At 65.4% G+C, this 23019-nt stretch carries 21 protein-coding genes; 19 read left to right on the forward strand and 2 right to left on the reverse strand.

Annotation, left to right across the window (positions count from 1 at the left end):
- The first annotated feature begins 6 nt into the window (after positions 1-6).
- The 17 genes from infC (at position 7) to CH249_RS25390 (ending at position 18823) form a co-directional block, all read left to right on the forward strand.
- Positions 7-747 (forward strand): translation initiation factor IF-3, encoded by a 741-nt coding sequence (infC, locus tag CH249_RS25310; RefSeq protein WP_373453540.1) that lies wholly within the window; start codon positions 7-9, stop codon positions 745-747.
- Positions 748-864: 117 nt separating this feature from the next.
- Positions 865-1059, forward strand: coding sequence for a 50S ribosomal protein L35 (gene rpmI, locus CH249_RS25315; protein WP_032394297.1), 195 nt, complete (start codon positions 865-867; stop codon positions 1057-1059).
- A gap of 87 nt (positions 1060-1146) precedes the next feature.
- Positions 1147-1536, forward strand: a complete 390-nt coding sequence (rplT, locus tag CH249_RS25320) for a 50S ribosomal protein L20 (RefSeq protein ID WP_032378959.1) — start codon at positions 1147-1149, stop codon at positions 1534-1536.
- Between the two features lie 38 nt (positions 1537-1574).
- Positions 1575-2381 (forward strand): RNA methyltransferase, encoded by an 807-nt coding sequence (locus CH249_RS25325; RefSeq protein ID WP_094682343.1) that lies wholly within the window; start codon positions 1575-1577, stop codon positions 2379-2381.
- 106 nt (positions 2382-2487) lie between these two features.
- Positions 2488-3555 carry a phenylalanine--tRNA ligase subunit alpha gene (gene pheS / locus CH249_RS25330; protein WP_045199682.1) on the forward strand — a complete coding sequence of 356 codons (1068 nt, stop codon included), beginning with the start codon at positions 2488-2490 and terminating at the stop codon, positions 3553-3555.
- 56 nt (positions 3556-3611) lie between these two features.
- A complete protein-coding gene (gene pheT / locus CH249_RS25335) occupies positions 3612-6098 on the forward strand; it encodes a phenylalanine--tRNA ligase subunit beta (RefSeq protein WP_094682344.1) in 2487 nt (828 codons plus the stop codon).
- 137 nt (positions 6099-6235) lie between these two features.
- The gene (locus CH249_RS25340) at positions 6236-6793 is read left to right on the forward strand and encodes a hypothetical protein (protein WP_094682345.1); all 558 of its coding nucleotides are present in this window, start codon (positions 6236-6238) and stop codon (positions 6791-6793) included.
- Positions 6794-6845: 52 nt separating this feature from the next.
- On the forward strand, positions 6846-7901 hold the full coding sequence (gene argC, locus CH249_RS25345) for an N-acetyl-gamma-glutamyl-phosphate reductase (RefSeq protein WP_032394293.1): 1056 nt from the start codon (positions 6846-6848) through the stop codon (positions 7899-7901).
- Complete coding sequence (argJ, locus tag CH249_RS25350; protein WP_045195009.1) at positions 7898-9136, forward strand: bifunctional glutamate N-acetyltransferase/amino-acid acetyltransferase ArgJ; 1239 nt, start codon at positions 7898-7900, stop codon at positions 9134-9136. Before argC ends, argJ begins: the two co-directional genes overlap by 4 nt.
- Entirely contained in the window at positions 9133-10047 is a 915-nt protein-coding gene (gene argB, locus CH249_RS25355; protein ID WP_094682346.1) for an acetylglutamate kinase, read from the forward strand. The genes argJ and argB overlap by 4 nt, the downstream gene beginning before the upstream one ends.
- Positions 10044-11249, forward strand: a complete 1206-nt coding sequence (locus tag CH249_RS25360) for an acetylornithine transaminase (RefSeq protein ID WP_094647845.1) — start codon at positions 10044-10046, stop codon at positions 11247-11249. The genes argB and CH249_RS25360 overlap by 4 nt, the downstream gene beginning before the upstream one ends.
- The gene (gene argF / locus CH249_RS25365) at positions 11246-12181 is read left to right on the forward strand and encodes an ornithine carbamoyltransferase (RefSeq protein ID WP_094632456.1); all 936 of its coding nucleotides are present in this window, start codon (positions 11246-11248) and stop codon (positions 12179-12181) included. Before CH249_RS25360 ends, argF begins: the two co-directional genes overlap by 4 nt.
- Positions 12178-12693: an arginine repressor gene (locus CH249_RS25370; protein WP_032394288.1), complete on the forward strand. Its 516-nt coding sequence runs from the start codon at positions 12178-12180 to the stop codon at positions 12691-12693. The genes argF and CH249_RS25370 overlap by 4 nt, the downstream gene beginning before the upstream one ends.
- Before the next feature lie 51 nt (positions 12694-12744).
- Positions 12745-13944, forward strand: coding sequence for an argininosuccinate synthase (locus tag CH249_RS25375; protein WP_032378949.1), 1200 nt, complete (start codon positions 12745-12747; stop codon positions 13942-13944).
- Positions 13941-15389: an argininosuccinate lyase gene (argH, locus tag CH249_RS25380; protein WP_230596634.1), complete on the forward strand. Its 1449-nt coding sequence runs from the start codon at positions 13941-13943 to the stop codon at positions 15387-15389. The genes CH249_RS25375 and argH overlap by 4 nt, the downstream gene beginning before the upstream one ends.
- A 108-nt stretch (positions 15390-15497) precedes the next feature.
- Entirely contained in the window at positions 15498-18515 is a 3018-nt protein-coding gene (locus CH249_RS25385; RefSeq protein WP_045199684.1) for an AMP-binding protein, read from the forward strand.
- 101 nt (positions 18516-18616) lie between these two features.
- A complete protein-coding gene (locus CH249_RS25390) occupies positions 18617-18823 on the forward strand; it encodes a Trm112 family protein (RefSeq protein ID WP_032394286.1) in 207 nt (68 codons plus the stop codon).
- A 63-nt stretch (positions 18824-18886) separates the two neighbouring features.
- Here CH249_RS25390 and CH249_RS25395 read toward each other — a convergent pair whose 3' ends face one another.
- Together CH249_RS25395 and CH249_RS25400 are read right to left on the reverse strand one after the other, a co-directional pair.
- Entirely contained in the window at positions 18887-19642 is a 756-nt protein-coding gene (locus tag CH249_RS25395) for an ABC transporter permease (RefSeq protein WP_032394285.1), read from the reverse strand.
- Positions 19639-20370 carry an ABC transporter ATP-binding protein gene (locus CH249_RS25400; protein WP_094682347.1) on the reverse strand — a complete coding sequence of 244 codons (732 nt, stop codon included), beginning with the start codon at positions 20368-20370 and terminating at the stop codon, positions 19639-19641. The genes CH249_RS25395 and CH249_RS25400 overlap by 4 nt, the downstream gene beginning before the upstream one ends.
- A gap of 79 nt (positions 20371-20449) precedes the next feature.
- Here CH249_RS25400 and CH249_RS25405 point away from each other — a divergent pair, with 79 nt between their 5' ends.
- Together CH249_RS25405 and tyrS are read left to right on the forward strand one after the other, a co-directional pair.
- Positions 20450-21094, forward strand: coding sequence for a DNA-3-methyladenine glycosylase (locus CH249_RS25405; RefSeq protein ID WP_094682348.1), 645 nt, complete (start codon positions 20450-20452; stop codon positions 21092-21094).
- A 38-nt stretch (positions 21095-21132) separates the two neighbouring features.
- Positions 21133-22407, forward strand: coding sequence for a tyrosine--tRNA ligase (gene tyrS, locus CH249_RS25410; RefSeq protein WP_032394282.1), 1275 nt, complete (start codon positions 21133-21135; stop codon positions 22405-22407).
- Positions 22408-23019 lie beyond the last annotated feature (612 nt).

Raw genomic sequence — 23019 nt, forward strand, 5'->3', positions numbered from 1 at the left:
CAGGGAATGTCGAGTATCGACGGCGACGGGCTGTGCCAGTGGCAGGCGGTCGGGTTACACACCACACCGCACTACCTAGGAGGCCCCATCAGCACTGAGACCCGCATCAACGATCGCATCCGAGTTCCCGAGGTCCGGCTTGTCGGACCGGGCGGTGAACAGGTGGGGATCGTGCGTGTTGAAGATGCACTCCGCTTGGCTCTCGAAGCCGACCTCGATCTTGTAGAAGTAGCTCCCGACGCACGTCCGCCGGTCTGCAAGATCATGGACTACGGGAAGTTCAAGTACGAGGCTGCGCAGAAGGCGCGCGAATCGCGCAAGAACCAGACGCTCACCGTCATCAAGGAGCAGAAGCTCCGTCCCAAGATCGACGCGCACGACTACGAGACGAAGAAGCGCAACGTCGTTCGCTTCCTCGAAGCCGGCTCGAAGGTCAAGGTCACCATCATGTTCCGTGGCCGCGAGCAGTCGCGTCCCGAACTCGGCTTCCGGCTGCTGCAGCGCCTGGGCGCGGACGTCGCGGAGCTCGGCTTCGTGGAGACCTCGGCCAAGCAGGACGGCCGCAACATGACGATGGTGCTGGCACCACACAAGGGTGCCAAGACTCGCGTCAAGGCACAGGAGAGCGCAGCGGCTCCGCCCGCCCAGCGCGCACCGGCCCCCGCGCCGGAACAGCCCGCCGACGCAGCCCCGGCTGCCGAGGCACCGGCCGCAGCAGCTCCGGCTACTCCGGCGCAGACCAACTGAGCCTCGCGCTCTACCAGTAAGACAGCCCTACACCTGCTTCGGTGCACAGCTTTTCCGTGGCGATGTACGGCTGTGCCATGCAACACCGAAGAGCTATCAGAAGAAGAAGAGGATTTCATGCCCAAGCAGAAGACCCACAGTGGTGCCAAGAAGCGATTCAAGGTGTCCGGCAGCGGCAAGATCCTGCGCCAGAAGGCCGGCCGTCGCCACCTGCTCGAGCACAAGCCCACCAAGGTGACTCGTCGCCTCGATGGTGTTGCCGTCGTCAAGAAGCCCGACGTACCGCGGATCAAGCGCCTGCTCGGCATCTGATCTGGACCGGCCGCCGACCGATAGCGGTCGGCTTCATCCCATTACCATTCGGGGTTTCACAAGCCCCCAGATCGACAGGATTTACCAGTGGCACGCGTAAAAAGGGCCGTCAACGCCCAGAAGAAGCGCCGTTCGATTCTCGAAGCGTCCAAGGGCTACCGCGGACAGCGCTCACGTCTGTACACCAAGGCCAAGGAGCAGCAGCTCCACTCGCTGACCTACGCCTACCGGGACCGCCGCGCGCGCAAGGGTGACTTCCGCAAGCTGTGGATCACGCGTATCAACGCTGCAGCTCGGGCCAACGACATCACATACAACCGCTTCGTCCAGGGCCTCAAGGCCGCGGGCGTCGAGGTCGATCGCAAGATCCTCGCCGAGCTCGCCGTGTCGGATGCTGCGGCGTTCGCAAGCCTGGTCGCCATCGCCAAGGCTGCACTGCCTGCCGACGTCAACGCTCCGGCCGGAGAAGCAGCCTGAGCGAGTCGACGTACGACGACTCAACACCGAAACGGCCCGTGGATTCGCTGACCGAGCGAACTCCGCGGGTCGTTTCGGCCGTCAAGCTCGCTCGAGCCGCGGAACGCAAGAAGACCGGGCTGTTTCTCGCCGAAGGCTTCAACGCGGTGTCCGAGGCGGCGCAGTCCCGGTTGATTCGTGAGCTCTTCTACACCGCCGATGCCCGCGAGCGCCACCACGACCTCATCGCGTCCGTCGAGGCCGGTGGCGCACGAGTTCATCCGATCACCGACCGTGCTGCGAAGGCGCTGTCCGACACCGTCACCCCGCAGGGCCTGATCGCGGTCACCGAGTTGGTCGACGTCCCGATCGACCGCGCGTTGGCCGGAACACCGCGGCTGGTGGCCGTACCGGTGGAGATGGCCGAGCCGGGCAATGCCGGGACGGTCATTCGCGTCGCCGACGCAGCCGGAGCGGATTCGGTCGTTCTGTTGGGCGACTCGGTGGACCCCCACAACGGCAAATGCGTCCGCGCATCGGCCGGCAGCGTATTCCATCTCCCCATCGCTCGGGAGCGGTCGATCGAGTCCGGAATCGATGCGTTGCGCGGAGCGGGTCTGACCATCGTCGCCACGGCCGCCGACGGCGAAGTGGACTTGGACGACGCCGATGAGCTCCTTGCGCAACCGACCGCGTGGTTGTTCGGCAACGAGGCGCACGGGCTGCCCGGGTTCGTGACGCGCAATGCCGATCACCGCATTCGAATCCCGATCCACGGCCGTGCCGAGAGCCTCAACCTGGCCACCGCCGCGGCGATCTGCCTGTACGCGAGTGCCCGAGTGCAGCGACGCTCGGAAACGTCGTGAGCGCGTCTCGCCTAGGATCGATACCTGTCTGCTCCGCGCAGGAGTGAAGCCTGCGCAACGACCCTTCGTGGCAGACACCGACTATTACTCGAGGAGTGCAGCTGTCGTGGCGAAGAAAGATGTCGGAACCGAGCCGGTGGATCCGAGCGTTCTCGAGGAGTCCGCGCTCGGATCCGCAGTGGACTCGGCCGAGCAGGCGTTCGCCGACGCGTCGGACCTCGATGCTCTGACCAAGGTCAAGATCGATCATGTGGGCGGCAAGGCGCCGTTGGCACTGGCACAGCGCGCACTCGGGGCGATCCCGGGGGACCAGAAGGCGGACGCGGGCAAACGCGTCAAGGCAGCGCGTGACCGAGTGCAGAAGGCCTTCGACGAGCGCCGCGCCGTGCTGTCGGCCGAGCGTGATGCCGCCATCCTGGTCGCGGAAACCATCGACGTCACACTGCCGACCGACCGAGCTCCCGTCGGTGCCAGGCACCCCATCACGATCATTTCCGAACAGGTAGCCGACGTCTTCGTCGCCATGGGCTGGGAAGTCGAAGAAGGCCCCGAGGTCGAGACCGAGCACTTCAATTTCGATGCGCTCAACTTCCTGCCCGACCACCCGGCACGCACGATGCAGGACACGTTTCACATCGCACCGGAAGGTTCGCGGCAGGTACTGCGCACCCATACCTCACCGGTGCAGGTCCGGTCGATGCTCTCGCGCGAGGTTCCGATCTACGTCGTGTGCCCGGGACGGACGTTTCGCACGGATGAACTCGATACGACGCACACTCCGGTCTTCCACCAGGTCGAGGGTCTTGCCATCGACAAGGGCCTGACGATGGCGCACCTGCGCGGCACACTCGATGCGTTCGCCAAGGCGTTGTTCGGCAACGACACCCGTACTCGCATGCGACCCAACTACTTCCCGTTCACCGAGCCGTCGGCCGAGGTCGACGTGTGGTTCCCGAAGAAGAAGGGCGGGGCCGGTTGGGTCGAGTGGGGTGGCTGCGGAATGGTCAACCCGAAGGTGTTGCAGGCCAGCGGCATCGACCCCGAGGTCTACACCGGGTTCGCGTTCGGAATGGGTCTCGAGCGGACGCTGCAGTTCCGCAACGACATCCCGGACATGCGTGACATCGTCGAGGGCGACATCAGGTTCACGTTGCCCTTCGGTGTTCAGGCCTGAAGGAAGTTTCTCACCCGCCCCACTTCTTCACGGATACAAGAAAGAGCTGAGCACACGTGCGAGTCCCACAATCCTGGCTGACCGAGGTCCTGCACGCGGGGACTCCCGACTGGGCCGTCTCGCCCGAGGAGCTCGATGCCGGTTTCGTGCGGGTCGGGTTCGAGGTCGAGGAACTCGACTCGCTGGACAACGTGACCGGCCCACTGGTGGTGGGTCGGGTGAGTTCGATCGAGGAGCTGACCGAGTTCAAGAAGCCGATTCGCTTCTGCCTGGTGGACGTCGGCGGTGCCGAGCCGCAGGAAATCGTGTGCGGTGCCAGGAACTTCGCCGAGGGTGACCTGATCGTGGCCGCTCTGCCGGGCAGCGTTCTGCCCGGGGGATTCGCCATCGCGTCGCGCAAGACCTACGGCCGCAACTCCAACGGCATGATTTGCTCGACGCTCGAACTGGGGTTGGGTAAGGATCACTCCGGAATCCTGGTGCTGCCCGAGGGCACGGCCGCTCCTGGCGACGACGCCAAAGCTGTTCTCGGCCTACAGGACTCGGTCATCGAGCTCAACGTGACCCCCGATCGCGGGTACGCCTTCTCGGTCCGTGGCCTCGCCCGTGAGCTGGCCTGCAGTTTCGATCTCCCCTTCGTGGATCCGGCGCGGACGGTTCCCACCGAGGTCACCGGTGACGCGTGGCCGGTCACCGTCGAACCGAACTCGGGCGCATCGCGATTCGCGCTGCGCAAGATCGTCGGCATCGATCCGACCGCGACCACGCCTTGGTGGATGCAGCGTCGACTTCTGCTGGCCGGTGTGCGCCCGATCTCGGCTGCCGTCGATGTCACCAACTACGTGCTGCACGAGCTCGGGCAGCCGCTGCACGCGTTCGATGCGTCCAAGCTCGACGGCGACCTCGTCGTCCGCCGCGCGAATGCGGGGGAGAAGCTGACCACCCTGGACGGCGTCGAGCGGGCTCTCGATCCCGAGGATGTCGTCATCGCCGACGGATCGGGAGCGATCTCGTTGGCGGGCGTCATGGGCGGCGCGTCCACCGAAGTCGACGATTCGACCACCGAGGTCGTGCTCGAAGCAGCGTCGTTCGATCCGCTCGCGGTGTTCCGCACCGGTCGTCGTCACAAACTCTCCAGCGAGGCCAGCAAGCGTTTCGAGCGGACCGTGGATTCGGCACTGCCGGTGGCGGCGCTCGATCGGGCCGCACAGTTGCTGGTCGAGATCGCCGGTGGCCGGATCGAGCCCGTGTTGACCGATATCGGCGAGGCCGCCCAGTACCCCACGATCACGATGGACTTCGACCTCCCTGATCGAATCGCCGGAGTGCAGTACCCGAACGGCACCGCTGCCCGTCGGTTGACGCAGATCGGCTGCGGGGTCGAGGTGTCGGTCGACGACGGCGGACACGGCCAGCTCATCGTCACCCCGCCGTCCTGGCGACCGGATCTGGTGCAGCGCGCCGACCTGGTGGAAGAGGTGTTGCGCCTCGAAGGGCTCGAACAGATCCCCTCGGTACTGCCGTCGGCCCCGGGCGGTCGTGGCCTCACCGCCGAACAGAAGCGCAGGCGCGCCGTCGGTAAGGCACTCGCGTTCTCCGGGTACGTCGAGGTGCTGCCTCCGGTGTTCTTGCCCAAGGGTGTGTTCGACACGTGGGGACTCGACGCGGACGATCCGCGGCGCGCGACCACCTCGGTGCTCAATCCGCTCGAGGCCGATCGTCCCGAGCTCGCGACCACAGTGCTTCCGGGTTTGCTCGAGATGCTGAGCAGGAACATCGCCCGCGGCCAGCGAGACGTCTCGCTGTTCGGCATTGCTCAGGTGGTGCTTCGACACGACGCCACCGCTGCGGTGGACGCGTTGCCGGTCGATCGTCGTCCGACCGACGACCAGATCGCCATGCTTCGCGGTTCGTTGCCGGCGCAGCCGGTGCATGTGGGCATGGTGCTCACCGGTCAGCGTGAATTGTCGGGTCCCTGGGGTCCCGGTCGCGCGGCCGAGGCCGCCGATACCTTCGCAGCGGTGCGTACCGTTGCCGAGGCGTCCGGGGTGCACGTCGATCTTCGTGCAGCACAGCATCTTCCGTGGCATCCGGGTCGGTGCGCGGAGGTCTTGCTCGACGGCGAGGTCGTCGGGTACGCGGGCGAGTTGCATCCGGCGGTGCTGGAGCGGGCGGGCTTGCCGCCGCGCACGTGTGCCGCCGAGTTGAGTCTGAGCGCTCTTCCCGTCGTCGAATCGCTCCCTGCCCCCGAGGTGTCGCCGTATCCGGCGGTGTTGCAGGACGTGGCCGTGGTGGTCGACGCGTCCGTACCTGCGGCGTCGGTGCAAGCTGCACTCACGATCGGCGGTGGCGACCTGCTCGAGTCGATTCGGTTGTTCGACGTCTACGAGGGCGAACAGGTCGGTGAGGGTCGTAAGTCCCTGGCGTTCGCGTTGCGATTCCGCGGAGCCGACGGCACCTTGACCGAGGATCAGGCGACGGCTGCCCGCGATGCGGCGGTCGAAGCGGCATCGAAGGCCGTCGGAGCGCAGTTGCGCAGTTGACTCAGCGCAGTTGCGCAGTCGACTCAGCGCAGTTGCGCAGCGGACTCGGCGCCGCTGCGCAGTTGGATCCGTGCACGCCCGGGCTCGGGTGTCCGTAGCGTGGAGTCACGAGTGGCCACAGGTGACGGGAGCAGCGCATGAGTGAATTCGGGACAGACGGTACGGCGACGGATGTGCAGGTGATCGAGCAGATCCTCGCTGCAGTGTCAGGTCGTCCGCGGTTGGCCCCGGTGGCGGCTGCCGCGGCGGCTCTGGCGGCCGAGCTGGGTACTGCAGATCCGGAGCCGGTCACCCCCGATCGTGGAGCCCCACCCGGAACGGTCCCCGACGTCGACGTCCCGCAGGTGACCAAGCCGCGGATCGACCAGCCGCTCGGTGATCCACCGCCGGGGGCTCCGCTCGGTGGCACGGTACCGGGAATCATCGACGCGGAATTGGTCGAGGACCTGCCCGGCGGTACCGGATACGGTTCCGGTGCGGTGAGCGCACCGATCGGTGACTTCACCGATTCGGGGGTGCCCACGTGGGACGGTGTGCGAGACAAGGTCGAACAGCGCGCGGGCACAGCCGTCGGCGCAGAGGAGTTGGACCGTGAGTCGAGGGCGGGCCGTGACCTCGACGAGCAGTGGAACGAACGGCAGCAAGCGGGCCGCAGGAAGCTCGACGAGATCCGCAAGTCCATGGGTGGACGCTGACACACCGGACCCGTTCATGAATGAGCTTGCATGATGCTGCATAATAAACCGCATGATTACTTCGGAGGCGACGCCGCGGCGCGTCGCGGTCGCGGGTGCCAGCGGATACGCCGGCGGCGAGATTCTCAGGCTGCTGCTCGGGCACCCGGGAGTGCGCGACGGTTCGTTGATCATCGGCTCTCTGACTGCGGGCGGCAATGCAGGCGCGACGCTGGGTGAATTCCATCCCCACCTGTTGCCACTGGCAGATCGCGTTCTCGGTCCCACCACTGTCGACGAACTCGCAGGGCACGATGTCGTGTTCCTCGGCCTCCCACACGGCAAGTCCGCCGAGCTCGCACTGCAGCTGCCCGATTCCGTGCTGATCATCGATTGCGGTGCCGACTTTCGCCTCACCGACGGTGCGGCTTGGGAGAAGTACTACAAGAGTCCTCACGCGGGCAGTTGGCCGTACGGCCTGCCGGAGCTGCCGGGTGGCCGCGAGCGGCTCGTCGGTGCCACCCGCATCGCCGTTCCCGGGTGCTACCCGACGGTGTCGTCTCTCGCGCTCGCACCCGCGGTCGCCGCAGGCATCATCGAGCCTCGCGTCAATATCGTCGCCGTGAGCGGTACCTCGGGTGCCGGTCGCGCTCCCAAGGCCGATCTTCTGGGTTCGGAGGTGATGGGTTCGGTTCGGGCGTACGCGGTTGCCGGCGCGCATCGCCACACTCCCGAGATCGTGCAGAACCTCTCGGCCGTCGCCGGTAGCGCTGTTGCGGTGTCCTTCACGCCGGTTCTCGCCCCGATGCCGCGCGGGATCCTCGCCACCTGTACCGCGGTCACCACCGCCACGCAGGCACAGGCCGTCGAGGTGTACGAAAAGGCATACGCCGCAGAGCCGTTCGTGCACGTGCTGCCGGCCGGCCGGCTTCCGCAGACCGGTTCGGTCATCGGATCGAACGCCGTGCAGATGAGCGTGTCGGTCGATGCAGACGCCGGCTTGCTCGTCGTGATCGCGGCCATCGACAATCTGGCCAAGGGCACGGCGGGAGCAGCAGTCCAATCCATGAATCTCGCACTGGGAATCACCGAGACCGAGGGTCTCTCTACCGTAGGAGTAGCACCATGAGCAGCGTCGGGAGCCAGGCGGAGGCCGTCGGCACGGTTGCGGGCAAGCTCGTGCGCACACAGGGTGTCACCGCTCCCGCGGGTTTCCGTGCCGCCGGTATTCCGGCCGGTATCAAGGCAAGTGGCAAGTCCGATCTGGCCCTGGTGTTCAACGAGGGTCCCGACTTCGCGGCAGCGGGTGTGTTCACCCGCAACAAGGTCAAGGCAGCGCCGGTGTTGTGGTCTCGGCAGGTGCTGTCCACCGGTCGACTGCGTGCGGTGATCCTCAACTCCGGTGGTGCCAACGCCTGCACGGGTGCGCCCGGGTTCCAGGACGCGCACCGCACGGCCGAGGAAGTGGCGTCGGCACTGAGCAATTGGGGTTCCGAGACCGGCGCTGTCGAGGTTGCCGTCTGCTCGACGGGTCTCATCGGTGACCGGCTCCCGATGGACAAGCTGCTGCCCGGCGTGACCGAGGTCGTGCACGAACTCGCAGGCGGCATTTCCGGTGGTACCGATGCGGCGTACGCGATCATGACCACCGACACCGTGCCCAAGCAGGCGGCTGTTCATCATGCCGACAAATGGAACGTCGGCGGCATGGCCAAGGGGGCAGGCATGCTGGCGCCGTCGTTGGCCACGATGCTCAGTGTCATCACCACCGATGCCGTTGCCACCGCAGACCAGCTCGACAAGGCACTGCGCGCGGCGACCCGATTGTCCTACGACCGGCTCGACGTCGACGGCGCATCCTCGACCAACGACACGGTGCTGTTGCTCTCCTCCGGGGCCAGCGGAGTGGCACCGTCACAGGAAGAACTCGACGCCGCGGTCCTGGCGGTGTGCGACGACCTGGCCGACCAGATGATGGCCGACGCCGAGGGCGTGACCAAGCGAGTGCGGATCACCGTGTCGGGCGCGGTGTCCGAGGACGAAGCCCTGATCGGTGCACGCACGGTCGCCAGGGACTCTCTGACCAAGACGGCACTGTTCGGTTCCGACCCCAACTGGGGCCGCGTTCTCGCGGCAATCGGCATCGCCCCGATCGAGCTCGACCCGGATCGAATTGCCGTGTCCTTCAACGGCAGTCCGGTGTGCATCGACGGCGTGGGAGCGCCGGGCGCTCGCGAGGTCGACCTGTCCGGTGTCGACATCGAGGTGACCATCGATCTGGGTCTGGGCGCGGGGTCGGCCACCATCCGAACGACCGATCTCTCGCACGCGTACGTCGAAGAGAACTCGGCGTACTCGTCATGACATCCGCCGCAGTGGATTTGACGGCCGCGCAGAAGGCGTTCACCCTTGCCGAGGCACTGCCGTGGCTGCAGCGATTCTCGGGCAAGATCGTCGTCGTGAAATACGGCGGAAACGCCATGATCGACGACGATCTGAAGCGGGCGTTCGCGGCCGACATGGTGTTTCTGCGCACCGTCGGAATTCATCCGGTCGTCGTGCACGGCGGCGGGCCGCAGATCTCGGCCATGCTGACCAGACTCGGCCTGGCAGGTGAATTCCGCGGCGGATTCCGCGTCACCACGCCCGAGGTCATGGACGTTGCGCGGATGGTGCTATTCGGGCAGGTCGGGCGCGAGCTCGTCGGCCTGATCAACGGCCACGGTCCGTATGCCGTGGGGATCTCCGGTGAGGATGCGCACCTGTTCACCGCAACGCGTCGTACCGTGCTGGTCGACGGCATCGACACCGACATCGGCCTCGTCGGCGACGTCACGTCGGTGAACCCCGCTGCGGTGTTCGATCTCATTGCAGCAGGACGCATTCCGGTGGTGTCCACCATCGCTCCCGACCGCGACGGCGTCGTGCACAACATCAACGCCGACACTGCGGCCGCGGCGCTGGCCAGTGCCATCGGTGCCGAGAAGATGGTGGTGCTCACCGATGTCGAGGGCCTGTACACCGATTGGCCCGATCGCAGCTCGTTGACCTCCGAGATCGACGCGTCCGCGCTCGAGGCGTTGCTGCCCTCGCTCGACGCCGGGATGGTGCCGAAGATGGAAGCGTGTCTGCGTGCGGTTCGAGCGGGTGTGCCGTCGGCGCATGTCATCGACGGTCGCGTCGAACATTCCGTGCTGGTGGAGCTGTTCACCGGTGAGGGGATCGGCACCATGGTCACCCCCGATCATTCTTCTACGTCAGGAGTCATGCCATGACCGGCACCGAGTCCACCCTCGATCTGCAACAGCGGTGGTCGAATTCGTTGATGGACAACTACGGTGTTCCCCGTGTGGCGCTCGTGCGCGGCGAGGGTGCGGTGGTGACGGACGCCGACGGAAAGCAGTACCTGGATCTGCTCGCTGGTATCGCCGTGAACATCCTCGGACATGCCCATCCGGCGGTGATCGAGGCGGTCACCGCTCAGCTGTCCACCCTCGGACACACCTCGAATCTCTATGCGACAGAACCCGGTATCGCGTTGGCCGAGCAGTTGCTCGCACACCTCGGTGCCGGGGCCACCGGTCGGGTGTTCCTGTGCAATTCGGGAACCGAGGCCAATGAGGCGGCCTTCAAGATCGCTCGCCTGACCGGTCGCCCCAACATCGTGGCAGCCGAGAAGTCCTTCCACGGACGGACGATGGGTGCTCTCGCATTGACCGGTCAGCCGGACAAGCGGATCCCGTTCGAACCGATGCCTGCAGGCGTGCAGCATGTTCCGTACGGCGATGTGGCAGCTCTGGAAGCTGTGGTCGATTCCGATACTGCCGCAGTGTTTCTCGAGCCGATCATGGGCGAGGGTGGTGTGGTGGTTCCGCCCGAGGGATACCTCCTCGCCGCGCGTGAGATCACCGCGAAGCACGGTGCACTGTTGATCCTCGACGAGGTGCAGACCGGTATCGGCCGTACGGGATGGTTCTACGCCCACCAGTCGGTCGGCATCGTGCCCGACGTGATCACGCTCGCCAAGGGTCTGGGCGGTGGCCTGCCCATCGGGGCCTGCATCGGCATCGGAGCGGCGGGGGAGTTGCTGCATCCGGGCAAGCACGGCACCACGTTCGGTGGTAACCCCGTATGCGCTGCGGCGGCTCTGGCCGTCCTGCGCACCGTTGCCGACGAGGATCTGATCTCGCACGCGGACAGCATCGGCAAGACGATCGCGCACTCCATCGAGAGTCTCGATCACCCTCTGGTGAGCCATGTTCGGGGTTCGGGGCTACTCCTCGGCGTGGTCCTCACCGCCGCCGTCGCACCGGCGGCCGAAGCGGCCGCGCGCGAGGCGGGCTTCCTCCTCAATGCGGCACAGCCCGACGTGCTCCGGCTCGCACCACCGTTGATCATCACCGAAGAGCAAGCCGCGTCGTTCGTGACGGCGTTACCGGCCATTCTCGACGCAGCACAGGAGGCTCATCAGCCATGACCGTTCAGCACTTTCTCCGGGACGACGACATCACGCCGCAGCAGCAGGGCGAAATCCTCGCTCTGGCAGCAGAGCTCAAACGTGCACCGTTCTCGAAGCGTCCTCTCGAAGGCCCCAAGGGGATCGGAGTCATCTTCGAGAAGAACTCGACGCGTACTCGCTTCTCGTTCGAGATGGGCATCGCTCAGTTGGGCGGCCATGCCGTCGTCGTGACAGGTCGCGACACACAGCTCGGTCGTGAGGAGACTCTGCAGGACACCGGCCGAGTTCTCTCGCGCTACGTCGAAGCGGTCGTGTGGCGCACGTTCGGACAGAAGCGGCTCGAGCAGATGGCCACCGGCGCAACCATTCCGATCGTCAACGCCCTCTCCAACGAGTTCCACCCCTGCCAGGTTCTGGCGGATCTGCAGACCCTGATCGAGCACAAGGGAAATCTGCAGGGCCGCACCTTGGCCTACTTCGGTGACGGTGCCAACAACATGGCGCACTCGCTGCTGATCGGCGGTGTCACGGCCGGGCTGAACGTGCGGATCGCCGCGCCCAAGGATTTCGCGCCGCTCGGCTACGTACTCGACGCGGCGCAGGCTCGCGCCGAGGAAACCGGGGCCACCATCACCATCACCGAGGACCCGGTCGAGGCAGCCACCGGTGCCGACGCGCTCGTCACCGACACCTGGACATCGATGGGCCAGGAGAACGACGGTCTCGATCGCGTCGCCCCGTTCCGGCCCTATCGAATCGACTCCGATCTGCTCTCGAAGGCCCAGTCGGATGCCGTTGTGCTGCACTGCCTGCCCGCACATCGCGGCGAGGAGATCACCGACGAGGTGCTCGACGGTCCGCAGAGCGTCGTCTGGGACGAGGCCGAGAATCGCCTGCACGCGCAGAAGGCTCTGCTGGTGTGGCTTCTCGAACAGGCCAGTCGACCATGAGCGAGGACGTCACTGCGGTGCCGTTGACGGCGTCGACCCGCGCGGGCAGGCAGGCGCGGATCATCGCGTTGCTGGCCACGCATCAGGTACGTAGTCAACCGCAGCTGGCGTCGTTGCTCGCCGCCGAGGGAATCGACACCACTCAGGCGACGCTCTCGCGGGACCTGGAGGAACTGGGTGCGGTGAAGCTGCGCGCACCCGACGGTGGAGTGGGGGTGTACGTCGTGCCCGAGGACGGCAGCCCGGTTCGCGGAGTGTCCGGCGGCACCGATCGGCTCCTGAAGTTGCTGGGTGAGTTGTTGGTGTCCACCGATCACAGCGGAAACCAGGCCGTGCTCCGAACACCACCCGGCGCGGCGCACTACCTGGCCAGCGCTCTCGATCGCGCTGCGATGCCCGAGATCGTCGGGACCATCGCAGGAGACGACACGATTCTGTTGATCGCCCGCGAGCCACACACCGGTGGCGAGGTCGCGGACAAGATCGAAAAGCTTGCTCGACGCGGTGACTGAGATCCGGTTACCCATCATGCGCAACAAGAACAACGAAGGAGCTTGAACACCATGGCCGAACGCGTCATTCTCGCCTACTCCGGCGGACTCGACACCTCCGTCGCCATCAGCTGGATCGGGAGGGAGACCGGCAAGGAGGTCGTTGCCGTCGCCATCGATCTGGGGCAGGGCGGCGAGGACATGGACGTCGTGCGTCAGCGCGCACTCGATTGCGGCGCAGTCGAATCCGTCGTCGTCGATGCCAGGGACGAGTTCGCCGACGAGTACTGCCTGCCGACGGTCCAGTCCAACGCCCTGTACATGGATCGGTACCCGCTCGTGTCGGCCATCAGCCGTCCGTTGATCGTCAAGCACCTCGTCGAGAACGCGCGGGCGCACGGCGGAACCGTTGTTGCACACGGGTGCACGGGCAAGGGCAACGACCAGGTTCGGTTCGAGGTCGGCTTCAACACCCTCGCCCCCGAGCTCGAGGTGTTGGCACCGGTTCGCGACTACGCGTGGACGCGCGAGAAGGCGATCAAGTTCGCCGAGGAGAACGACATCCCGATCAACGTGACCACCAAGTCGCCGTTCTCGATCGACCAGAACGTCTGGGGACGCGCGGTGGAGACCGGTTTCCTCGAGGACCTGTGGAACGCGCCGACCAAGGACGTCTACGACTACACCGAGGATCCGACGGTCAACTTCCAGGCTCCCGACGAGCTCATCGTCTCGTTCGACAAGGGTCGCCCCGTCGCGATCGACGGCCGTCCGGTCTCGGTCCTCGAAGCGATCCAGGAGCTCAACACTCGCGCGGGCGCGCAGGGTGTCGGCCGATTGGACGTTGTCGAGGATCGGCTCGTCGGAATCAAGAGTCGCGAGATCTACGAGGCACCCGGTGCCATGGTGCTCATCCGGGCCCACGAGGAGCTCGAGCACGTGACCCTCGAGCGCGAGCTCGGTCGCTACAAGCGCCACACCGACCAGAAGTGGGCCGAGCTGGTGTACGACGGCCTGTGGTACTCCCCGCTCAAGGGCGCTCTCGACACGTTCGTGCAGCACACGCAGGAGCACGTTTCCGGCGACATCCGCCTGGTCCTGCACGCGGGCGGGATCATCGTCAACGGACGCCGCAGTGGTGAGTCGCTGTACGACTTCAACCTCGCCACCTACGACGAGGGCGACACGTTCGACCAGTCCGCGGCCAAGGGATTCGTTCAGCTGCACGGACTCTCGTCGAAGATCGCCGCGAAGCGGGACCTGGGCCTGTGACGAATTCGGAGATCTCACACGGAACCAACGAGGGTTCGCTCTGGGGTGGCAGATTCGCATCCGGACCGGCCGCCGCCATGGCGGCGTTGAGCAAGTCGACGCACTTCGACTGGGTACTCGCGCCGTACGACATCCGCGCATCCATGGCGCACGCCCGGGTGCTGAACGGTGCCGGACTGCTCACCCCGCAGGACCTCGAGACCATGCTCGACGGTTTGCAGCGTCTCGCCGACGACGTCGCCTCCGGTGCGTTCGTGGCAGCCGATTCCGACGAGGACGTGCACGGCGCTCTCGAACGCGGTCTGATCGATCGTGTCGGACCCGAGGTCGGGGGCCGGCTGCGCGCGGGCCGGTCGCGTAACGACCAGGTCGCCACGCTGTTCCGGATGTGGCTGCGCGACGCCGTCCGTCGGGTGTCCGTCGGCGTTCTCGATGTGGTCGACGCGTTGGCCACCCAGGCAGCGGCGCATCCGACGGCCGTCATGCCGGGCAAGACACATTCGCAGGCCGCGCAGCCGGTGTTGCTGGCGCATCATCTGCTCGCGCACACCCATCCGTTGCTGCGCGACGTGCAGCGCTTCGCGGACTTCGACACGCGAGCAGCGGTGTCGCCGTACGGTTCCGGGGCTCTCGCCGGTTCGTCACTGGGTCTGAGTCCGGAGAAGATCGCAGCCGAGCTCGGATTCGACTCGTCCGCCGAGAACTCGATCGACGCCACGTCCTCGCGCGACTTCGCGGCCGAGGCTGCGTTCGTGTTGGCGATGACGGCGGTCGATCTGTCTCGGTTCGCCGAGGAGGTCATATCGTGGAGCACGCCCGAGTACGGCTACGTCACATTGGCCGACGCATGGTCCACGGGCAGTTCGATCATGCCGCAGAAGAAGAATCCGGATGTCGCGGAGCTGACCCGCGGAAAGACCGGTCGACTGATCGGAAACCTCACCGGTCTACTGGCCACGCTCAAGGCGCAACCGTTGGCCTACAACCGTGATCTCCAGGAGGACAAGGAGCCGGTGTTCGACTCGGTGGCACAGCTCGAGCTGTTGCTGCCTGCACTCACGGGATTGACGGCAACGCTCGAATTCCACACCGAGCGCATGGCCGAACTCGCACCGGCCGGGTTCACGCTCGCCACCGACATCGCCGAGTGGATGGTGCGGCAGGGGATTGCGTTCCGCGTAGCTCACGAGGCCGCGGGTGCCTGTGTCCGAGCGGCCGAGGCGCGAGGCGTCGGGCTGGCGGATCTGACCGACGACGAGCTCGCCGCGATCGATCCTTCCCTCACGCCGGCCGTTCGTGAGGTACTCACGGTGGAGGGTTCCATCTCGTCGCGGGACGCCCGCGGTGGCACTGCCGCGGTGCAGGTGGCGCATCAGCTCGGGGGCGTGCGAGCCACGGCGTCGATGCTGCGTACGTGGGCCGAGGAACCGGTGTTGCGGCACTGAGTGCGCAATCGACATCCCTGCCGGTTCGTCGAGTGTGATGTGAGAAGCTTTCGTCACGCGAAGACCGATGCCGGTCGTTCCGTCGGGGCCGAACGCAGGAGTGTACTTGTGGGACTGAATGCAGACGCCGTACGCGGCCCACTGCGCCGTGCCATCGCCACGGCGCAGAACGGTCTCGAGGTCATCCGTCTCGGTGGGCTCGAGACCGAGGTGGACCCGTCACCGTTTCGGGTGATGGACCGCGAGCCGATGTATCGGCTTCGTCGTTACTTCCCCGACGATGTTCCTGCGGACAGTCCTCCGGTGGTGCTGATTCCTCCGATGATGGTCTCCGCGGACGTCTACGACGTGACGACCGACCAAGGGGCGGCGGGAATCCTGCACGGCATGGGGTTGGATCCGTGGGTCGTCGACTTCGGTTCGCCCGATACCGAGGAAGGCGGATGGGGCCGCACGCTCGCCGATCACGTGGTGGCGATCAGCGAGGTCGTCGACAAGGTGCACGAGCACACCGGTCGCGATGTACACCTGGGTGGCTATTCCCAGGGCGGAATGTTCTGCTACCAGGCGGCCGCCTACCGAGGCGGCCGAAATCTGGCCAGTCTCATCACCTTCGGGGCTCCGGTCGATACACTCGCCGGTTTGCCTCTCGGGATCCCGGCCGGAGTGGCGACGCGAGGTGCGGAGTTCCTGGCCGACCATGTGTTCACCCGGCTCGCCGTGTCGGGGTGGATGGCGCGGACGGGATTCCAATTGCTCGATCCGGCGAAGACCGTGCGGTCGCGCTTGGATTTCCTACGCCAGTTGCACGACCGTGAGGCACTGTTGCCACGCGAGCCGCAGCGACGCTTTCTGGCGATGGACGGGTGGGTGGCCTGGTCCGGCCCGGCCGTTGCCGAGTTGTTGAAGCAGTTCGTCGTGCACAACCGCATGATGACCGGCGGGTTTGTCATCAAGGACAGACTGTTGACTCTGGCAGAACTGACGGTGCCGGTGTTGGCCTTCGTCGGCGAGGTGGACGACATCGGTCAACCGCTCGCCGTCCGCGGCATCCAGCGCGCTGCCCCGCGTGCGCAGGTCTTCGAAACAACCTTGCGCGCAGGCCATTTCGGCTTGGTTGTCGGCAGTACCGCGGCTGCGCAGACGTGGCCGACGACGGGAAACTGGATTCGGTGGCGGGAAGATCTCGGACCCAGGCCCGAGGCGGTCCGCGTCATGGAACGCGAGGATCACGGTGACAGCGACAGCGGAGTGTCGATCACCAATCGACTGATTCATACCGCTGCCTCCATCGCCGAAGTCGGCGTCGGTGTCGGCCGCGGGCTGGCGTCGGCCGCGACGGGGGCGGTGCGCGGTACCCGGGAGATCTCGTCCGAAGCCGTGCGCACGTTGCCGAGGCTCGCCCGCCTGGGGCAGATGCAGCCCCACAGCCGAGTCTCGTTGGGCCGCTTGATCGCCGAACAGGGACGTAAATCTCCGAACGGCGAGTGCTTCCTGTTCGACGATCGAGTGCACACCTACGATGCCGTGAACGTTCGTATCGACAACGTGGTGCGCGGTCTGATCAGCGTCGGCGTGCGGCCCGCGTCGCGCATCGGAGTGCTGATGGAGACCCGCCCCAGCGCGTTGGCTGCCATGGCGGCGCTCTCGCGGATCGGGGCGGTGCCTGTTCTGCTGCAGCCTGGCAGCGACCTGACTGCAGCCTTGCGGACCGTCGACGTCGACACGGTGATCGCGGATCCGGAGAACGTGGCAGCTGCAGTGTCGGTGACACCGAACGTCCTGGTGCTCGGCGGCGGAGACACGCGGACGCTCGACGTCCCGTCCGGATACGAGGTCACAGATCTCGAGGCCATCGATCCCGACACGGTGCGTTTGCCCCAGTGGTACGAGCCGGACCCGGGTCGTGCCCGCGAACTGGCGATGATCCTGTTCACGACGACCGATCACGGTCTCGAACCGCGATACATCACCAACCACCGCTGGGCCTTGTCCGCTTTCGGTACGGCCACCACTGCTGCTCTCGGTCCCGGCGATACTGTGTATTGCCTTGCACCGCTGCATCATTCGGCAGGAATCCTCGTCACGATCGGTGGTGCACTCGCGGGCGGATCGCGGATCGCACTGTCGCGTGGTCTCGAGCCCGAGAGATTCAGCGAAGAGGTCTACCGCTACGGCGTCACGGTCGTGAGCTACACCTGGACGATGATGCGTCAGATCCTCGACGACGGCCGATTCCCCGTCGACTCCGGTCACCCGGTGCGGCTGTTCATCGGATCCGGCATGCCGGTGGGGCTGTGGCGACGCACTCTTGCAAGATTCAGCCCGGCTCGGGTACTCGAGTTCTACGCCTCCACCGAGAACGACGTGATTCTGGCCAACGTCGCAGGCTCGAAGATCGGATCCAAGGGCCGACCGTTGCCCGGTAGCGCACGGGTTGCATTGGCGGCCTACGACCCGATCACCGGGCGTCTCGAAGAGGACGACGAGGGCTTCGTTCGACAGTGCCGCGACGACGAGATCGGACTACTCCTCGGCCGACCGAGCGGAGACGGCGAAGCGACCAGTCACGTCATGCGGGGAGTGTTCGAACCCGCGGACGCGTGGATCCCCACCGAGAACCTGTTCCGTCGCGATTCCGACGGCGACTACTGGCTCGTCGACCGCAAGGACACCGTCGTGCGATCGGCCTGCGGGCCGGTGTACACCCAACCGATCGTCGACGCGGTGGGTGACCTGGATCAGGTCGATTCGGCTGTGGTGTACGGAGTGCGGGTGACGTCCGATCGGCCACGATCGGTGCGCGTCGAGGCATCGGCCACCGAGGTGGCCGTCTGCGCCATATCGCTGCAACCGGAAGCGGTGATCACCGCTCGTGCGTTGACGGACACTCTCGGCGTGCTGCTGCCGGCGGAGCGCCCGGCGATCGTGCACGTGGTGCCCGAAATTCCGGTGGGTCGCGCGTACCGACCGACCGCGACGGCGTTGAAGCAGGCCGGCATTCCGACGCCGAGTGCGCGTTCGTGGTACTACGACGCCGAGTCGAACAGCTATCGTCGAATGACGAAAGCTGTTGTGGCCGAGCGGTTCGTCGGACGAGAAGCCGCCGCCGAACAATCGTCGTAGCAATGACGTCATAGCAATGACTCAGTGCAGAACGGAACGTGTTCGGTAGCGTAAGCGAGTACACCACTTCCGGTTCGACCGGATCAGAACGAAGGACACCCGTGGCAATCGATTCGACACTGCTTTCCATTCTTGCGTGCCCAGTGGACAAGGGACCGCTGTTGTTGATCGAAGGGGAACTGCTCTACAACCCGCGACTTCGGCGTGCATACCCCATCGAGAACGGAATTCCGGTGTTGCTCGCGGACGACGCCCGCGATGTCGACGACGCCGAGCACGAGTCGATCCTGTCGCGCGCCACGTCCTAGTACTTTCCGTCGGTCACCCCGCGTTCGTCGACCACTGGGTTCGTCGACTACGGCGTTCTACGACTACGGGGTTCTACGACGCAATGTCGCGGCGGCTCCGATCAGCGCGGCGACGGTGAAAGCCATGACCAAGGCGAGGTCGGTCCACATACGGCCGGTGGCCGCGGGGTACCGGGCTATCTCCTGGAGCGCGTCGACCAGGTAGCTCAGCGGCAGAACATCGCTGATCGCGCTCAGCCAGTTCGGCATCTGGTCTCGTGGCACCAGTAGTCCGCACAGGAACAGCTGCGGAATCACGACGACCGGCATGAACTGAACGGCTTGGAACTCGGTGCGAGCGAACGCGCTGCACAGCAGTCCGATGGCGACGCCGAGCATCGCTCCCAGGACTGCGATCACCAGAACCCATCCGACCGAGCCCTCGATGTCGAGCCCGAGAAATCCGAACGCGACGGTGCACGCGAGCAGCGCTTGACCGACAGCGGCGAGCGAGAAGGCGGACCCGTAGCTTGCAAGCAGGTCCAATTTGGACATCGGCGTCGTCAGCAGGCGCTCGAGCGTTCCGGAGGTGCGTTCACGCTGCATCGAGATCGACGTGATCAGGAACATGACGACGAACGGCAGAATGCCGAGCATCGTGATGGCGATCCGATCGAACAACGACTGCTGGTTCGGCTGGGTCGGCACGTCTTGGTAGAGGTAGTACAGCAACACCATCAGCAGGGACGGAACGAGCAGCACCATGGCGACCGATCGATGGTCGGCTCTGAGCTGGCGCAGGATGCGGCCGGTGCCGGCTGCATAGATCCGCGCGTTCACGATGTCTGTTCCATGGATCTGACGAGAGACAGGAATGCGCGATCGAGGGTCGTTTCGTTCGTGCATGCGAGTAGGGCGTCAGGGCTCGATTGGGCCAGCACGGTGCCGTCGCGCATCAGAACGAGACGGCTGCAGTGCTCGGCCTCTTCCATCACGTGGCTCGAGACCAGCACCGTTGTGCCTCGTGCTGCGATATCGGCGAAACGTGACCACAGCTCGGAGCGCAGCACGGGATCCAAGCCGACGGTCGGTTCGTCGAGCACGATCAGCTCGGGCTCGGCAATGAGCGCACTGGCCAGGGATACCCGCCCCAGTTGACCACCCGAGAGTTCGCCCGCCCGTGACGATGCGTGGTCGGCCAGGCCGACCGACTCGATGGCGGACGCCACGTCCGCGCGGCGGCGACCGTACAGCGACCCGAAGTACTGCACGTTCTCCAGAACGGTGAGATCTCGATAGACACTCGGTGCCTGGGTCACGTAGCCGACCGTGCGGCGCAATGGTGCCGAGCCAGCCGGAGATCCGAGGACTGTCACGGTTCCGCTGTCCACGATCTGAGTGCCGACGATCGCACGCATCAGAGTCGTCTTGCCGCAGCCCGACGGACCGAGAAGTCCCGTGATGGCTCCACGAGGGATCGTCAGGGACAAACTGCGCAGCACCGTTCGTTTGCCGCGGCGAACCGTCAGCCCTGTGATGTCGACGGCGTGTTCACCGGTGAACGCCATGTCGGCCTCCAGACTCGTCGGATGTTGCAGTAGTAGCCCCGTCGCGCTCGGTGGTCAAGGGCGAAGCATCATGGGAGGGATGAATGCCGTTGAGTTGGAGACCGGGGAGCCCGACGACGCAGCGCGACGCATCCTCGGTGGAACCATCACCGTGGGCGACGTGTCCGTGCGCATCGTCGAAGTCGAGGCCTATGGTGGTCCGCTCGACGGTCCGTGGCCCGATCCGGCCGCGCATTCCTTCCGGGGGCCGACCGCTCGCAACGAGGTGATGTTCGGTCCTGCCGGTCGTCTCTACGTCTACCTGAGTTACGGAATGCATCTTTGTGTGAACGTGAGCTGCGGCCCAGACGGTACGGCCGCTGCTGTGTTGCTTCGTGCGGGTGAGGTGGTGGCGGGCCACCACGTCGTCGAGAGCAGGCGTGCCGGCCGCGGCCCACGATCGGCGCGGGTCGAGGCCGGTTGGGCCCGCGGGCCGGGCAATCTCGGTCGAGCAATGGGCGTCTCGCTGGAAGACAACGGAAAGGACGTGTTCGACGCGTCGTCGCCCGTCACCCTCGACCTTCTCGAACGCCCGCTGCACGAGAAGATAGTTGGATCCGGCCCACGGGTGGGGGTGAGTGCCGCGGCCGATCGTCCGTGGCGCTTCTGGGTGCTCGGGTCACCGTCGGTATCGAGCTACAAACGGAGTCCTCGCGCCGCCGCGCCCGGTGGCTCGGAGGCCTGACCGACGTGTGGATGCGTCCATGCAGGAGAATCGACGTCGTGAGTGAGAACATCATCGACGAAATGACCTGGCGTGGACTGATCGCGCAGTCCACAGATGTGGACGCGCTGAAGAAGGCCACATCCGAGGGCCCGATCACGCTGTACTCCGGCTTCGATCCGACCGGTCCTTCGCTACACGCAGGGCACCTCGTGCCGTTGCTGGCGCTCAAGCGTTTTCAGCGGGCAGGCCACCGTCCGATCGTTCTCGCCGGTGGTGCCACAGGACTCATCGGTGACCCGCGCGATGTGGGGGAGCGGACCATGAATTCCCGCGAGGTCGTCACCGACTGGGCGTCGCGTATCCGTGGCCAGCTCGAGCGGTTCGTCGATATGGACGAGAGCCCGACTGGCGCAGTGGTGGTGAACAACCTGGCCTGGACGGGGGAATTGTCCGCGATCGACTTTCTCCGCGACATCGGCAAGCACTTCTCGATCAACGTGATGCTTGCTCGCGAGACGGTCAAGAACAGGCTCGAGAGCGACGGAATGTCGTACACCGAGTTCAGCTACATGCTGCTGCAGGCGAACGACTACGTGCAGCTTCGCCGCCAGTACGGCTGCAGCCTCCAGATCGGTGGCTCCGATCAGTGGGGAAACATCATCGCCGGGGTGGAACTCAACCGGCGTCAAGACGCCGAGTCGGTCCATGCAATGACGGTTCCGCTGGTCACGTCCGCCGATGGGAAGAAGTTCGGTAAATCCACCGGCGGCGGCAGCCTGTGGCTCGACCCGGAGATGACGAGCCCGTACGCCTGGTACCAGTACTTCGTGAATACCGGTGACGCGGATGTGGTGAAGTACCTGCGCTGGTTCACCTTCCTGTCCAAGGACGAGTTGGCAGAACTCGAGTCGGCGACCACCGAGCGTCCGCACGCGCGCGAAGCGCAGAAGCGCTTGGCCGCAGAGATGACCACGCTTGTCCACGGTGAAGCGGCGACGCGATCGGTCGAACTCGCCAGCCAGGCGCTCTTCGGGCGGGCCGAACTGACGGAACTCGACGAGAAGACGCTCGCCGCCGCGCTACAGGAAGCGTCTGTGGCGGATATCGAAGCGGGTGCGCCGAACACCATCATCGATCTGCTCGTCGCTACCGGGTTGAGCGAAAGCAAGGGCGCTGCCCGACGCGCGGTCAAGGAGGGTGGCGCATCGGTCAACAACGTCAAGATCTCCGACGAGGAGTGGACGCCCGGCGCGGACGATCTCCTGCACGGCCGGTGGTTGGTGGTGCGACGCGGAAAGCGGAACTTCGCCGGAGCCCGAATCCTCGGCTAGATTTTCGATGGCTGCCAGTGGCCGGGGTCACATCCGTGTAATTTGGTTACGACGCCCGTCAGGTGGGTAAGTGACGCGGTGCGACCAGGTCGTTCACGCGAACTATCCGTGAACGACCTGGGGATTTGACGCGTTGTTATCCGGGGCGTAACTTTGTCCAGGTCAGAGCGACACGGACGCCAGCCCAGACCGCAAGGCCTGAGCGACGCGGAGTTCGCCTTCGACAAGATGAAGTCGATCGGATCGCAAGATTTCGACCCCTTCACGGATGAGAAGCCAGTTTGACTGCGCTCGATCATCTGATCTAAGCTGGAACGGTTGCCCCGGACACCCACGATCTTCAGCTCGACGGTGAATGGTGTGTGCGTGTTCTTTGAGAACTCAACAGTGTGTCGATGAATGTCAGTGCCGAATGTTTTTGGCGCTCATGCCTTTTGGGGTGTGGGTGTGACATCTTCTTGCTTCATTCTTCCCGTCTGAGGTGAGAGGGTTTTGTTTGTTTTGCTAGTTGAGTTTTTTTGCTAGTGATTTGACTCTTTATGTTTATGACTGATTTGCAGTTTCGGCTGTTGATCGAGAGTCTTTTACGGAGAGTTTGATCCTGGCTCAGGA

It is taken from the genome of Rhodococcus sp. 05-2255-3B1 (genome assembly GCF_002258545.1).
Taxonomy (GTDB): Bacteria; Actinomycetota; Actinomycetes; order Mycobacteriales; family Mycobacteriaceae; genus Rhodococcoides.

Excerpts from the sequence above, each read along its gene's own strand:
- CH249_RS25370 (WP_032394288.1), top strand. The coding sequence starts at position 12,178 with ATGAGCGAGGACGTCACTGCGGTGCCGTTGACGGCGTCGACCCGCGCG.
- argF (WP_094632456.1), top strand. The coding sequence starts at position 11,246 with ATGACCGTTCAGCACTTTCTCCGGGACGACGACATCACGCCGCAGCAG.
- CH249_RS25340 (WP_094682345.1), top strand. The coding sequence starts at position 6,236 with ATGAGTGAATTCGGGACAGACGGTACGGCGACGGATGTGCAGGTGATC.
- infC (WP_373453540.1), top strand. The coding sequence starts at position 7 with ATGTCGAGTATCGACGGCGACGGGCTGTGCCAGTGGCAGGCGGTCGGG.
- CH249_RS25400 (WP_094682347.1), bottom strand. The coding sequence starts at position 20,370 with ATGGCGTTCACCGGTGAACACGCCGTCGACATCACAGGGCTGACGGTT.
- argC (WP_032394293.1), top strand. The coding sequence starts at position 6,846 with ATGATTACTTCGGAGGCGACGCCGCGGCGCGTCGCGGTCGCGGGTGCC.
- CH249_RS25360 (WP_094647845.1), top strand. The coding sequence starts at position 10,044 with ATGACCGGCACCGAGTCCACCCTCGATCTGCAACAGCGGTGGTCGAAT.
- CH249_RS25405 (WP_094682348.1), top strand. The coding sequence starts at position 20,450 with ATGAATGCCGTTGAGTTGGAGACCGGGGAGCCCGACGACGCAGCGCGA.
- CH249_RS25375 (WP_032378949.1), top strand. The coding sequence starts at position 12,745 with ATGGCCGAACGCGTCATTCTCGCCTACTCCGGCGGACTCGACACCTCC.
- rpmI (WP_032394297.1), top strand. The coding sequence starts at position 865 with ATGCCCAAGCAGAAGACCCACAGTGGTGCCAAGAAGCGATTCAAGGTG.
- argB (WP_094682346.1), top strand. The coding sequence starts at position 9,133 with ATGACATCCGCCGCAGTGGATTTGACGGCCGCGCAGAAGGCGTTCACC.
- argJ (WP_045195009.1), top strand. The coding sequence starts at position 7,898 with ATGAGCAGCGTCGGGAGCCAGGCGGAGGCCGTCGGCACGGTTGCGGGC.